A 12,444-nucleotide genomic window follows, 5' to 3' on the forward strand; every position below is an offset into this window, starting at 1 on the left:
CTTGCCCGCGAAGAGGCCGGGACATCCAACGCATATTGGTCGTCCGTGCTTACGCCTTCGCGGGCAAGCGCGCTCCTACATTCAGATGTGGCGCACGACAATTGGTCTGCGGCGTGACACCCGACGCATTCCCGGCTAAAGCCAGTCCTACAAAACTACGCGGGGTGTCAGTGGGACCGGCTTTAGCCGGGAAGAGACTTCGCTGTCAGATCGAGCCATGAGCGGATTTTCGCTCATGAGCTTCATAGAACAAGCGGAATTCCGCTCATCTGCTCCACGTCAAACCCTCTAAACCGGGGCTTTCAGCCTTTGGCACAGCTCCTGCTATCACTGTCGTCAGACCGCCTCGAAGCGTTCCTTCTAACAACAATGACCTGCAGGAAATCCCATGGCCATCCCCAATTCTGCCTCCCACGGAACGGCTGCCACGCCAGTCGCCGAGAAAACCACCGGAAGTCGTCTGAAATCCATTTTCAGCGGATCGGTCGGCAACATGGTTGAGTGGTACGACTGGTACGTCTACGCCGCCTTCTCCCTCTACTTCGCCAAAGTCTTCTTCCCCAAGGGCGACACCACGGCCCAATTGCTCAACACCGCCGCGATCTTTGCCGTGGGCTTCTTGATGCGCCCCATCGGCGGCTGGCTCATGGGCCTCTACGCGGACCGCAAAGGCCGCAAGGCCGCGCTGATGGCGTCGGTGCTGCTGATGTGTTTCGGCTCGCTGATCATCGCCCTCACCCCTGGTTACGAAACCATCGGCGTCGGCGCGCCGATCATGCTGGTGTTCGCCCGCCTGCTGCAGGGCCTGTCGGTGGGTGGCGAGTACGGCACCTCGGCGACGTACCTCAGCGAGATGGCGACCAAAGAACGCCGGGGCTTTTTCTCAAGCTTTCAGTACGTGACGCTGATCTCCGGCCAGCTCATCGCGCTGGCGGTGCTCATCGTGCTGCAGCAAACGCTGACCACCGAACAGCTGCAAACGTGGGGCTGGCGCATCCCGTTTGCCATTGGCGCGTTGTGTGCGGTGGTGGCGCTGTTCCTGCGTCGCGGGATGGAAGAAACCGAGTCGTTCACCCGCAAGAAGGACAAACCCAAAGAAAGCCTGATGCGCACACTGATGCGCCATCCGAAAGAGCTGATGACCGTCGTCGGCCTGACCATGGGCGGCACGCTGGCCTTCTATACCTACACGACCTACATGCAGAAGTACCTGGTGAACACGGTGGGCATGAGCATCACCGATTCGACGACGATTTCTGCCGCAACGCTGTTCCTGTTCATGCTGCTGCAGCCGGTAATCGGCGCGCTGTCTGACAAGATTGGTCGCCGCCCGATCCTGATTGCCTTCGGCGTGCTGGGCACTTTGTGTACCGTGCCGATCCTCACAACGCTGCACACCATCCAGAGCTGGTGGGGCGCGTTCTTCCTGATCATGGCCGCGCTGATCATTGTCAGCGGCTATACATCGATCAACGCCGTGGTGAAAGCCGAACTGTTCCCTACCGAGATTCGTGCGCTGGGCGTCGGCCTGCCGTACGCACTGACGGTGTCGATCTTCGGCGGCACGGCCGAATACATCGCGCTGTGGTTCAAGAGCATTGGCATGGAGACTGGCTACTACTGGTACGTCACGGCCTGCATCGCGGTGTCGTTGCTGGTGTATGTGTTCATGAAGGACACCCGCAAGCACTCACGGATCGAAACCGACTGATCTGGACGGAGCTGTCGAGCAGCTTCGCTCAGCTTACAAAGGGCAAAAAAAGGGCAGCTCACTCACATGAGCTGCCCTTTTGCATTCGCAGGCGCCGCTAAGTGCATGAATAACGCTCGCTTTTCGCAGTATCAATTTCAGCGATGATCGCTACCAATGCGATTGACTTCTTAATAATTCCGAGGCGAGTAAAGTTCACTCCATACCGAGTTACCCACTAACTAAATCGATCTGGAGCAACTACCATGAAAACTAACAAACTGATCTTCGGCCTCGCTTTCTCCCTTCTTGCCAGCAGCGCCTTTGCACTTCCCGCTGTTGATGCAAACCACTCAGCTAATGCTGCGGTCGTTGTAGAAAACGGCTCGTCCCACACCAACATCGGTCGCGTCGCTGCTGACGGTTCTGACCACGTAGGTGCCAACCGCCTTGCTGCTGACGGTGCCGACCGTGTCGGTGCAAATCGCCAGGCCGCTGATGGCTCGGATCACGTGGGCGCCAACCGCCTTGCTGCTGACGGTGCCGACCGCGTCGGTGCAAACCGCCAGGCCGCTGATGGTTCTGACCACGTAGGTGCAAATCGTCTTGCTGCTGATGGCGCTGACCGTGTCGGTGCAAACCGCCAGGCCGCTGATGGTTCTGACCACGTCGGTGCCAATCGTCTTGCTGCTGACGGCTCGGATCATGTTGGTGCAAATCGCCTGAGCTGATACATCCATGACGTCCTCTCAGCCCGGCTTTGTGCCGGGCTTAATTTTCTGCGTTACAAAACCTGAAACCCTTGGTTTGACTGGGCGCATGGCGAATTTCTCCAGCAACGCAGCAGGCGCACTCACCTCGATCTCCCTCACTCTCTGCCCAACCACCCAACCCTCCGCCACAACGCGCTATCAATAAATCTCTTTCGCGTCAACAGGCAAAATCGCCTTCTATTATGAAAATTGCCCCATTCCAGCGCAAATCTCTCTGCAACGCTTTAAAACCGGGCATCTCAGCCCACTATCATTTTTAGCGATGGTCGTTAGCAACAGCGTTAACTTCAACTTAATCCGTACGCGCGTAACATTAGCTCCATTCCCAAGTTGAAAAATTATTGAACTTACTGGAGCAACACTCATGAAAACGTCGAATATTATTTTTGGTATTAGTCTTTCCATTCTGGCATCGAGCGCATTCGCTCTGCCGGCTTCCGAACAGCACTCTGCATTTAACGGCACTGTTGTCGCAGAAGGCGGTTCTTCTCATACCAACGCGTCGCACACCGGTTCTTATCGTCAGGCTTCCGATGGTTCTGACCACGTCGGCGCCAATCGTCTCGCCGCTGACGGCGCTGACCGGGTCGGTAACAACCGCCAGGCTGCTGACGGTTCTGATCACGTCGGTGCAAACCGCCTGGCCTCTGACGGCGCTGATCGCGTCGGTGCCAACCGCGCCAGCTAAGCATTACCCGCTCATGTTTACCGCTTCATGTTTCACCTCCCGAACTCCCTTTGTAGCCCGACGCTTGTCGGGCTTTTTTTTGCCCGGGGTTCGGAGGTCGCTGGAATCCTCATTCAATGCCTTGCACTATGTCGGCCTGCATCCCGTGCACGCGCACACCGCGGCGGCCTCGCCGGCACACCCTCATTCAGGAACACACCATGTCAGACGATATTCATTTCTACGAACCGTCCAAAGGTCATGGACTGCCCCACGACCCGTTCAACGCCATCGTGGGTCCACGCCCGATCGGCTGGATCTCGTCTCAGGACGCAGAGGGCAAGCTGAACCTGGCGCCCTACAGCTTCTTCAACGCCTTCAACTATGTGCCGCCGATCATCGGTTTCTGCAGCATCGGTCGCAAAGACAGCCTGAACAATATCGAACAGACCGGCGAGTTCGTCTGGAACCTGGCTACGCGCAGCCTGGCCGAGCAGATGAACATGAGTTGCGCAGCCGTGCCGGCGGACGTGAGTGAGTTCGAACTGGCCGGCCTGACCGCAGAACCGTCGCGCATCGTTTCCGTGCCGAGGGTCAAAGAAACGCCGGTGTCGTTCGAATGCAAAGTGACGCAGATCATCCAGCTGCAACGCGCCGACAAGGAGGTCGTACCGAGCTGGTTGATTCTGGGGGAAGTGGTGGCCGTGCATATTGCCAAGCGGCTGCTGAAGGAAGGTGTGTATGACACCGCAGCCGGCGAGCCCATCCTGCGCGGCGGTGGCCCGGCTGACTATTTTCAGCTGAGCGCAGAGTCGCTGTTCAAAATGTACCGGCCAAAAGTCTGATCAATCCCGGGCGAACACCAGTTCGCCCTCTTGCGTGACGTCGGCGAGCCGCTCCAGCTCTGTTACGGCGGCGTCGTCAGCGGCAAGCGCGGTAGGGAATTTCTGTTCGGCGAGCACGCGGTGAAAGGTTGGCGCACCGCCCATGACCCGTGCCTTGACGGCGATCGCGGCGCTGTAGCCGTCGTCACCGGGGACCGCGGCTGAAACGGCTTCGTGATGCTGGAATTCTTTGCGTGCCATGGTTCGACGCCTTGCCTGGAAAAATGAAGGCGAGATTTTAAACGCAGGCGTTCGAACACCTGAAAGGTTTTCTTCGCAAGCCCTATCGGCTGCCCCCGAGCAATAGCACCGAAACCTGTTAGCCCGCCAGGCGAGCACACACAGGGGCATGAGTCGTCTGTGCCTGCGCCGCCGTCACGGTGGCGAAGGTTTGAAAGTCCAGGCTCGCCACCAGCATCTCGGTGACCAGTTCGGAGAACAGGTTCAGTTCAGGCGCGGCGAACCAGTCGTTCATTGCGGAGGGGTCGGCCCAGGAGCCGGTGATGACCCAGAGGTCTTCGTCGGTCAGGGATTTCTGCAGTGCGAAGTGCAGGCAACCCGACGCCGCGGCGGACGGGCTGATCAGGCTGCTCAAACGGGCGCCCAGTTGCGCACTGTGTCCGGGGCGAGCGCGGACGGATACCCAATGGCTCACGACTGAAGTATTTAGCATGCTCTGCGCTCCTTCTCTTTACGTGCCTGTCTTCTGGGGGGGGGCGCCGCGCTCCGGGTTCCGAGATCCATGAAACAGGCTGCGGCGGGAAGTGAAGGTTAGGGGCAGGCGCGCACCCTGCGGTAGCCAATTACTGCCCGGTTATTGCCTGATTCTGCGCTGGCAGGCTCATCGTGACGGCCGGATACGCCGCTGCGCCGTGTGATGCCCATGGACTTTCGAGCAACGATCTCCGACGAACAGTGGCCGTTCATGGCAACGCAACACAGCGGTAACAGAATCAGGCAAGCATCCGGCAGGATTCGCCTAACGCTTGCGCTTGCCCAAAAATAAGCTGTGCTGCATCAACGCCCTGTCAGAGGAATTCCCCATGTCGCTATCCGCCTTTGCGCCGTCCGCCACGGATGCTCGACCTGTTGCCGAGCTGAGCGCGCAGATGACGCAACAGCGCGCCGAACTGGCAGAGCTGATCCGCCGGCATGCCCCCGCCGATGGCAGTTTCCAGACGGTGATCAAGCCGCTGTTCATGGTTCGCCACGATCGTCCCTCGCAATCGGTGCCGGGGCTGGTGCAACCGGCGTTGTGCATCATGGCCCAGGGCCGCAAGGACGTGACCCTGGGCGGCGAGCTGTACACCTACGACCCGCTCAACTACCTGGTGCTGTCGGTGGCCCTGCCCATCAGCGGCAAGGTGATTTACGCGACCCCGGAAGAGCCGCACCTGGCCTTGCGCCTGGAAATCGATCCGGTGGAAATCAACGCGCTGATCGCCGAAGCCGGTCCGATGAGCGTGCCAACGCGTCACAGCGGACGCGGCATGTATGTCGAGCGGATCGACTCACAGCTGCTCGACGCCGTCATTCGCCTGATCCGCCTGCTGGACACGCCGAAAGACATTCCCATGCTCGCGCCGCTGATCAACCGGGAGATTCTGTACCGGCTTCTGCGTGGGAGCGAAGGGCATCGGCTGTATGAAATCGCCATCTCCAACTGTCAGACCCATCGCGTCACCCAGGCGATCAAGTGGCTCAACGACCATTTCCAGGAGCCGCTGCGGATTGAAGATCTGGCGAAGGAGGTGAACCTGAGCGTCTCGACGCTGCATCACCGTTTCAAGTCCGTCACCGCCATGAGCCCACTGCAATACCAGAAGCAACTGCGCCTGCAGGAGGCCCGGCGGTTGATGCTGGCGGACGGCCTGGAAGCCTCGGCCGCCGGTTACCGGGTCGGCTACGAAAGCGCGTCGCAGTTCAGCCGCGAATACAGCCGCCTGTTCGGCGCACCACCGTTGCGGGACCTGGCGCGCCTGCGCAGCACGGTTTGATCAGGCGGTGAATATGCCGTCTCGATCCACTTGGTGAAACCGTCAGACGCAGTTGCTCATCCACCGAGTCTGGTCGATCTCGATCAACGTCGGGCCGCTACGCTGGCTGGCTGAGTGCAGGGCGGCGGTCAGTCGCTCAACGCTGCCCACCGCTTCCGCGGCGCATCCCAGTGCCTTGGCCACACCGATGAAATCAGGCGTGTAGATGTCGACGCCGATGGGCTCAATGGCGCGGTTGACCATGTACTTCTTGATCTCTTCGTAACCCTGGTTATTCCACAGCAGCACGACGACGGGTGTTCGCGCTTCCACCGCACTCGCCAGCTCGGACAAGGTGAACTGCAAACCTCCATCACCGATCAGGCACACCACCGGATTGGACTCCCCGGCGTCGCGACTGCCGAGCCAGGCGCCCACGGCGGCGGGCAATGCATAGCCGAGGGTTCCGTAACCGGTTGACGAGTTGAACCAGCGCCGGGGCTTGTCGAGGTCCAGGGTCAGGTTGCCGGTGTAGACGGGCTGGGTGGAGTCGCCCACGATCACGGCTTCCGGCAGCACGTCGAGCACCGTCTTCAAGAACAGGGTCTGCGCACAGGTGGCATCGTCCCAGCCCGCTTCAAGAATCGTCTTCAGCGCCGCAACCCGCGCAGCGCCCCAATCTTCGCTGCGGAGCCCCAGCACTTCGCCGGCCAACGCATCCACCAAGGCCTTGGCGGCGCATTGAGCGTCAGAGACCAGCGCAACCGTCGGCGCAAAGTTGCGCACGGTCTGATCGGGGTCGATGTCGATGCGCAGCAACGCGCCTGGAATCTTGAAGTGGCCCTGAAAGGTGATGTCGTAATCGGTCTCGGCGAGTTCAGTGCCGATGGCCAGCACCACGTCCGCGCTCTCAATGACCTCACGGGTGGCATCGAGGGACTGGGTCGAGCCGATCAGCAGCGGGTGAGCGCCCGGCAGCATGCCTTTGGCGTTGATGGTCAGCGCGACCGGCGCGCCGAGTCGTTCGGCCAGACGCGTCAACGCCGGGGCGGCGTCAATCGCGCCGCCTCCCGCGAGAATCAAAGGCCGTTGCGCCGTGGCCAGCCGATTCGCCATTTGCCGGATCGCAGCGGGTGCCGGCCCCGCGCGGGCCACCGATACCGGCAGGCTGTGCAGCAGGGCGTCGGCATTTTCCACCAGCACGTCCAGCGGGATCTCGATGTGCACGGGACGCGGACGCGCCGCTTGAAACACCGCAAATGCCCGGGCCAGCACCGACGGCAATTCAGCCGCCGACATCAGCGTGTGAGAGAACGCCGCGACGCCCGCCACCAGCGCACTCTGGGACGGCAGCTCATGCAGCTTGCCGCGACCGCCGCCCAATTGGCTGCGCGACTGCACGCTGGAAATCACCAGCATGGGGATGGAGTCAGCGTAGGCCTGGCCCATCGCCGTGGTGATGTTGGTCATGCCGGGACCGGTGATGATGAAGCACACGCCGGGCTTGCCCCGGGTGCGCGCATAACCGTCGGCCATCAAGCCCGCGCCCTGCTCGTGGCGCGGCGTGACGTGCCTGATCGACGATCCCGCCAGCCCTCGGTAGAGCTCGACCGTGTGCACGCCGGGAATCCCGAACACCCGCTCGACCCCGTAACCTTCCAGCAACCTGACCAGCACTTCCCCGCACGTCGCCATGTGTTCCGCCTCGTTATCAGTCGTGCCCGACGCCCGCGCTCGGCAGGCTTGGTAGACGGCCATTGAAGCCGCAGGGCCGTATCGACCACAACGCAAAAAATGTCATGCTTAGCCATGTTCTCAGCTCATGGCTCGCCCGCCGATGAAACGCCTCCCTCCCCTTCCTGCCCTACACACGTTCCTGATCACGGCCAAGTGCTGCAATTTCACCCGAGCAGCCGAGGCGTTGCACATTACCCAAGGCGCGGTGAGCCGGCAGATCTCCGGGCTTGAAGCTCATTTGGGCTATCGCCTGTTCAATCGCGAGGCTCGAGGCTTGAGCCTGACCGCCCAAGGCCGTGAATGGCTGCCGCGCATCGAACAGGTGTTCAGCCTGATCGAAGAGGCAGTGGATCAGGTCGATGCCAGACCAAAGGCGCTGAAGATCAAGGCGCCGACCTGCATCAGCCGCTGGTTGTTGCCGCGCCTGCTGCAGTGGCAGAAAGAACGGCCTGACGTGCCGGTGCAATTGACCACGACCAGCGCCCACCTGGTGGATTTTCGCCGGGAGGATTTCGATGCCGCCGTCGTGTTCGGCGCGCATCCGGGTGACGCCACCCACGTGCAGCACCTGTTTGATGAACAACTGACGCCCGTGTGCTCGCCAACACTGACATCGAGCGATCCCCTCACACGCCTCGCCGACCTGGAAGGGCACATGCTCCTGCACCCTACCCTCGACGAGCGGGACTGGACGCTATGGCTGAAGGCCGCCGGGGCGAAGATGCGCCATGTCGAGCACGGCCAGCACTTCGACACGATGGACCTGGCGATGACCGTTGCATCACAAGGGTCGGGAGTTGCCATTGGCGACTGGTCCCTGATCGGTGAAGACCTGAGCGCGGGACGTCTGGTGATGCCGTTCGAGCTGAAAGTCAGGACCGGCGCGGCGTATTACTTCGTGCGTCCCAAGCGCGCCGAAATGAATGCTCCCCTTCAGGATCTGCTGGACTGGCTGTCGCTGCAGGCGGCTGAGCGGCGCATGGGCTGAGCGGCGCAATGCCGGCTCTTCCCCAAAGGCCCGACTGATACAAACATTCAATCCCCATCGCCCGGCTCGCACGCCAATAGCGACCTACACTGACAGTGTCCGCTCTGAAACAGATGTCCTACCGGATCGAGGCAAATGTCATGAGAACCACAATAAAAAGACAGTGCGTTTATGTTGTCGCCGTTGCTGCCGTGTTGGGCCTGTATGCCGCTGGTGCTTACCGAATCGAACAAATGAGGCAGACGCCACGCATGGCGGTGGTGTGCACGATGGGGCATTGCATGCCCACTGATGCAACGTTCAGTGCCCTTCGTTGACGGCAGACGCCGGTCGAACTAACGCGGGTCAACGTACTGCAAAAATCCCCACAGCCTGCTATCGATTAGCAAGCTAACGGACTAGACTTGGCGCAAATCCCTGCGTGTCTTCAGCGGGTCAATCTGCCAGTCGAGTCCCTTCTGTGACGAGCCTTAATCAACCCCGTCCGGACATCCGCAGCATTCTGTTTGCGCTGATGATGGCCGTCTTCCTCAGCGCGTTGGACCAGACCATTGTCGCGGTCTCGATGCCGGCCATCTCCGCTCAGTTCCAGGATTTCGACCTGCTCGCCTGGGTGATCTCCGCCTACATGGTCGCGCTGACCGTGGCGGTGCCGATTTACGGAAAGCTTGGGGATTTGTACGGCCGGCGCCGCTTGATGCTGTTCGGGCTGGCGACCTTTACCCTCGCCTCGCTGTTCTGCGCCATGGCCCAGAGCATGGAACAACTGGTGCTGGCGAGGGTGCTTCAAGGCATCGGCGCCGGCGGCATGGTTTCCGTGAGCCAGGCGATCATCGGTGACATCGTCCCGCCCCGGGAACGCGGTCGTTATCAGGGTTACTTCAGCGGGATGTACGCCGCGGCCAGCGTGGCCGGCCCTGTGCTTGGCGGCTTCATGACCGAGTACCTGTCGTGGCGCTGGGTGTTCATCATCAATCTGCCACTGGGAATGGCAGCATGGTGGGTGGCGCGCAAGACGCTGGTCGGCCTGCCGATTCCCCAGCGCAAACCGGTGATCGACTATTTGGGCACGGTATTGATGATCATCGGCCTGACCGCCCTGCTGCTGGGCATCACCGAAATCGGGCAGGGCCACAGTTGGCGCGACGAGTCGGTGGTCCTGCAACTGTCGGTGGCGTTGCTCGCACTGCTGATTTTTGTGCTGTATGAGCGGCGCACCCGCGAGCCTTTGCTGCCGATGCACCTGTTCGCCAACCGCAGTGCCGTGCTCTGCTGGTGCACGATTTTCTTCACCAGCTTTCAGGCCATCTCGCTGATCGTGCTGCTGCCGCTGCGTTTTCAGACCGTCACCGGCGCAGGGGCCGACAGCGCGGCGTTGCACCTGATGCCACTGGCCATCGGCATGCCCATGGGCGCGTACTTCGGCGGCCGTCGCACTTCACTGACGGGCCGCTACAAACCGATCATCCTCACCGGCGCAGCCTTGATGCCGCTGGCGATCCTTGGCATCGCCTTCACGCCGCCGCAGTCGGCCCTTCTGACGAGCCTGTTCATGGTCCTCACCGGCATCGCCAGCGGCATGCAGTTTCCGACCTCGCTGGTGGGCACGCAGAACTCGGTGGAGGTCAAAGACATGGGCGTGGCGACCAGCACGACCAATCTGTTTCGTTCACTGGGCGGCGCGGTCGGTGTAGCGACGATGTCGGCGCTGCTGCTGGCGATGCTCGCCGGTTCCGGCATTGCCCAGGTCGGAGGCAGCTCAGCGGCGGGCGAAGGTTCGGGCAATTTGCTGATGGATAGCCTGCACGCCGCCAGCGGCCCCGCACTTGAAATGCTGCGCGGGCAACTGTCGATGACCTTTCAGCACCTGTTGATGGGCAGCGCGGCGGTCTCGCTGCTGGGGCTGTCGGCCGCGCTGGCGATGCCGAATAACCTGCTGCGCGGGCGAGACGACAAGGACCGGTAAACGGACCTGTCAGGGCGATCAGCCGCTGTAATAACCCACCGCCACCAACAGTTCACCGACCTTGCGCACATATGCGTGCTTGTGTTCGATCTTGCTGGTGACCGGGTTGCGCCAGCGGTATTCGTATTCGCCTTCGGACTGTTTCTTGATGAGCTCAAGCATCGGAATGCCGACCGGCTTGCCTTCCGGGTCCTTGACCTTGCTGAAGTCAGTATTCACCAGCCGCAGGTTGGTGCCGTGGGCCAGATAGCGTTTGGTGTCGACGTTCACCACGAAGACGTACAGATCATCTTGCAGAAATCCGCCCTTGAGGTCATTGATCGCGCGGAGTGTGCCGTCCTTATCCTGTTCCAGCGCCCTGGACGCCTTGTCGAGCAACGTCCTCGCCTGCTCCGGCGAAGCGCGGGGCAAGTAGTAGCCGACGGCCAGAACCCGATCGCCGATGCGCTGAAAATACACGCGCTTGCGCTCGACTTTGCCGTCGCGCCAGTTCTGCCAGCGATATTCGGCCTGCTGAACGCCGGCGCTCTCAGGGGTTTGCAGCACCTGTTTGAAGTTTTTTTGCAGCTCCGGATCAAGCACCGACGATACGTCACGGTCGATCAACGCCACCGATGGCCCTCCACTTGCCAGCATGATCCCTTTGGTATCGGTGACGAACACATAACGCTCGCCATCGACAAACTCGCCCTGGCGGCTGAACTCGGCCAGCGCCTTGTCCCCCTGGACGCGGTAACGGGCCACGGCTTTTTCCAGCAGCGACTTGGCGGCTGCCGCTTCCTGCGCTTCGTCGCCCGCTGCCCAGCCTTGCCCCATGCACAGGGCGGCGAGCCCACCGAAGAGGAGTTTTCTGCATGCGTTTTTTGACACGACAGCCATGGCTTCGCCCCCACTCGTATTGGTTATGGGGGGAGCGTAGACGCAAGATCGGAATAGGGCAGCATTCGGCACTTCGATGGGAGCAGTGCCTGAATGAGCGCTGAATGACCAGACTCGCTGAGTAAAGCGAAGGTAAACCGCCTGTTCAGGAAGGCTCAGGCGCGGTATAGATACAGGCCAAGCGCCACACAGCGAACATTTGCCGCTTCAGGCAGGTTCAGTTGATTGAGGATGCGCGAGATACCGGGTCGCGTAACGCCGGACTGAAGCGAAGCATGTCGAGAACGCCGTCGACCAGACGCTCGGCCTCTTCCTGCAGGGAGAAGCTTTCCGGGACCAGCAGCCACTGCCCTAGAATGCCGTGTATATAAGCATGCAAACAGATGGCGCCGCGTTGCGGATTCAGGTCAGCCGGGAGCTGTCCCTGACGGGAAGCGTTGCCAAGCGCCAGCGCAATTCGCTCGTTGGCGTCGAGCCATACAAATTGACGTTGTCGCCGCATGTCACACATTTCGTCGGTAAATTCGAATTTATGAAACAGAATTTCATTGATGCGACGGGTCTTGGGATCGCCGGCAACTTGCTGAAACAAATGAATGAGAAGCTTGCGCGTCCATCCCAACGGATCAACTTCGTCTTCGCTTTCGCTCGCCCTCGCCATTTCTTCAAGAGGCTCGTGCAGGCTGTCGAGCATCGCCTGGACCAGATCGGCCTTATTGCTGAAATGCCAATAGATCGCGCCGCGGGTAACGCCAGCCAGCGCTGCAATGTCCGCGAGTGTCGTGCGGGAGACCCCTCGATCGTAGAAAGCTTGCTCGGCAGCTTCGAGAATCTGCCTGCGTGTTTCCTGAGCTTCTTCTTTCGTACGTCGGACCATGGCAGTC

At 60.8% G+C, this 12,444-nt stretch carries 12 protein-coding genes; 7 read left to right on the forward strand and 5 right to left on the reverse strand.

Annotated elements, in window-relative coordinates:
* The first annotated feature begins 388 nt into the window (after positions 1-388).
* The 4 genes from ACQKEN_RS16225 (at position 389) to ACQKEN_RS16240 (ending at position 3,975) form a co-directional block, all read left to right on the forward strand.
* A complete protein-coding gene (locus ACQKEN_RS16225; RefSeq protein WP_427686973.1) occupies positions 389-1,711 on the forward strand; it encodes an MFS transporter in 1,323 nt (440 codons plus the stop codon).
* Positions 1,712-1,956: 245 nt separating this feature from the next.
* A complete protein-coding gene (locus ACQKEN_RS16230; RefSeq protein WP_427686975.1) occupies positions 1,957-2,421 on the forward strand; it encodes a hypothetical protein in 465 nt (154 codons plus the stop codon).
* 406 nt (positions 2,422-2,827) lie between these two features.
* Entirely contained in the window at positions 2,828-3,151 is a 324-nt protein-coding gene (locus ACQKEN_RS16235; RefSeq protein WP_133772376.1) for a hypothetical protein, read from the forward strand.
* Between the two features lie 200 nt (positions 3,152-3,351).
* Positions 3,352-3,975, forward strand: a complete 624-nt coding sequence (locus ACQKEN_RS16240; RefSeq protein WP_122536018.1) for a flavin reductase family protein — start codon at positions 3,352-3,354, stop codon at positions 3,973-3,975.
* Here ACQKEN_RS16240 and ACQKEN_RS16245 read toward each other — a convergent pair whose 3' ends face one another.
* Together ACQKEN_RS16245 and ACQKEN_RS16250 are read right to left on the reverse strand one after the other, a co-directional pair.
* Positions 3,976-4,215 carry a hypothetical protein gene (locus tag ACQKEN_RS16245; protein ID WP_427686978.1) on the reverse strand — a complete coding sequence of 80 codons (240 nt, stop codon included), beginning with the start codon at positions 4,213-4,215 and terminating at the stop codon, positions 3,976-3,978.
* Between the two features lie 118 nt (positions 4,216-4,333).
* A complete protein-coding gene (locus tag ACQKEN_RS16250) occupies positions 4,334-4,687 on the reverse strand; it encodes an antibiotic biosynthesis monooxygenase family protein (RefSeq protein ID WP_427686980.1) in 354 nt (117 codons plus the stop codon).
* Between the two features lie 370 nt (positions 4,688-5,057).
* Here ACQKEN_RS16250 and ACQKEN_RS16255 point away from each other — a divergent pair, with 370 nt between their 5' ends.
* Complete coding sequence (locus ACQKEN_RS16255; protein WP_427686982.1) at positions 5,058-6,011, forward strand: AraC family transcriptional regulator; 954 nt, start codon at positions 5,058-5,060, stop codon at positions 6,009-6,011.
* 42 nt (positions 6,012-6,053) lie between these two features.
* Here ACQKEN_RS16255 and ACQKEN_RS16260 read toward each other — a convergent pair whose 3' ends face one another.
* Positions 6,054-7,685, reverse strand: a complete 1,632-nt coding sequence (locus tag ACQKEN_RS16260; protein ID WP_427687117.1) for a 5-guanidino-2-oxopentanoate decarboxylase — start codon at positions 7,683-7,685, stop codon at positions 6,054-6,056.
* Between the two features lie 142 nt (positions 7,686-7,827).
* On the opposite strand from ACQKEN_RS16260, the gene ACQKEN_RS16265 reads away from it, so the two are divergent.
* A complete protein-coding gene (locus ACQKEN_RS16265; RefSeq protein ID WP_427686984.1) occupies positions 7,828-8,715 on the forward strand; it encodes a LysR substrate-binding domain-containing protein in 888 nt (295 codons plus the stop codon).
* 460 nt (positions 8,716-9,175) lie between these two features.
* Positions 9,176-10,681, forward strand: a complete 1,506-nt coding sequence (locus ACQKEN_RS16270; RefSeq protein ID WP_427686986.1) for an MDR family MFS transporter — start codon at positions 9,176-9,178, stop codon at positions 10,679-10,681.
* A gap of 18 nt (positions 10,682-10,699) precedes the next feature.
* Here the strand turns inward: ACQKEN_RS16270 and ACQKEN_RS16275 are convergent, their stop codons facing one another.
* Both ACQKEN_RS16275 and ACQKEN_RS16280 read right to left on the reverse strand, forming a co-directional pair.
* A complete protein-coding gene (locus ACQKEN_RS16275) occupies positions 10,700-11,560 on the reverse strand; it encodes a cache domain-containing protein (protein WP_427686988.1) in 861 nt (286 codons plus the stop codon).
* A gap of 217 nt (positions 11,561-11,777) precedes the next feature.
* On the reverse strand, positions 11,778-12,437 hold the full coding sequence (locus ACQKEN_RS16280) for a TetR family transcriptional regulator (protein WP_427686990.1): 660 nt from the start codon (positions 12,435-12,437) through the stop codon (positions 11,778-11,780).
* Between the last annotated feature and the right edge of the window lie 7 nt (positions 12,438-12,444).

This window comes from Pseudomonas sp. NPDC078416 (assembly GCF_050268485.1).
Taxonomy (GTDB): domain Bacteria; phylum Pseudomonadota; class Gammaproteobacteria; order Pseudomonadales; family Pseudomonadaceae; genus Aquipseudomonas.

Bases quoted from the DNA above. Each gene is read 5' to 3' on its own strand.
- ACQKEN_RS16280 (WP_427686990.1), bottom strand. From the start codon at position 12,437: ATGGTCCGACGTACGAAAGAAGAAGCTCAGGAAACACGCAGGCAGATT.
- ACQKEN_RS16265 (WP_427686984.1), top strand. From the start codon at position 7,828: ATGAAACGCCTCCCTCCCCTTCCTGCCCTACACACGTTCCTGATCACG.
- ACQKEN_RS16240 (WP_122536018.1), top strand. From the start codon at position 3,352: ATGTCAGACGATATTCATTTCTACGAACCGTCCAAAGGTCATGGACTG.
- ACQKEN_RS16275 (WP_427686988.1), bottom strand. From the start codon at position 11,560: ATGGCTGTCGTGTCAAAAAACGCATGCAGAAAACTCCTCTTCGGTGGG.
- ACQKEN_RS16250 (WP_427686980.1), bottom strand. From the start codon at position 4,687: ATGCTAAATACTTCAGTCGTGAGCCATTGGGTATCCGTCCGCGCTCGC.
- ACQKEN_RS16260 (WP_427687117.1), bottom strand. From the start codon at position 7,685: ATGGCGACGTGCGGGGAAGTGCTGGTCAGGTTGCTGGAAGGTTACGGG.
- ACQKEN_RS16255 (WP_427686982.1), top strand. From the start codon at position 5,058: ATGTCGCTATCCGCCTTTGCGCCGTCCGCCACGGATGCTCGACCTGTT.
- ACQKEN_RS16235 (WP_133772376.1), top strand. From the start codon at position 2,828: ATGAAAACGTCGAATATTATTTTTGGTATTAGTCTTTCCATTCTGGCA.
- ACQKEN_RS16230 (WP_427686975.1), top strand. From the start codon at position 1,957: ATGAAAACTAACAAACTGATCTTCGGCCTCGCTTTCTCCCTTCTTGCC.
- ACQKEN_RS16245 (WP_427686978.1), bottom strand. From the start codon at position 4,215: ATGGCACGCAAAGAATTCCAGCATCACGAAGCCGTTTCAGCCGCGGTC.
- ACQKEN_RS16225 (WP_427686973.1), top strand. From the start codon at position 389: ATGGCCATCCCCAATTCTGCCTCCCACGGAACGGCTGCCACGCCAGTC.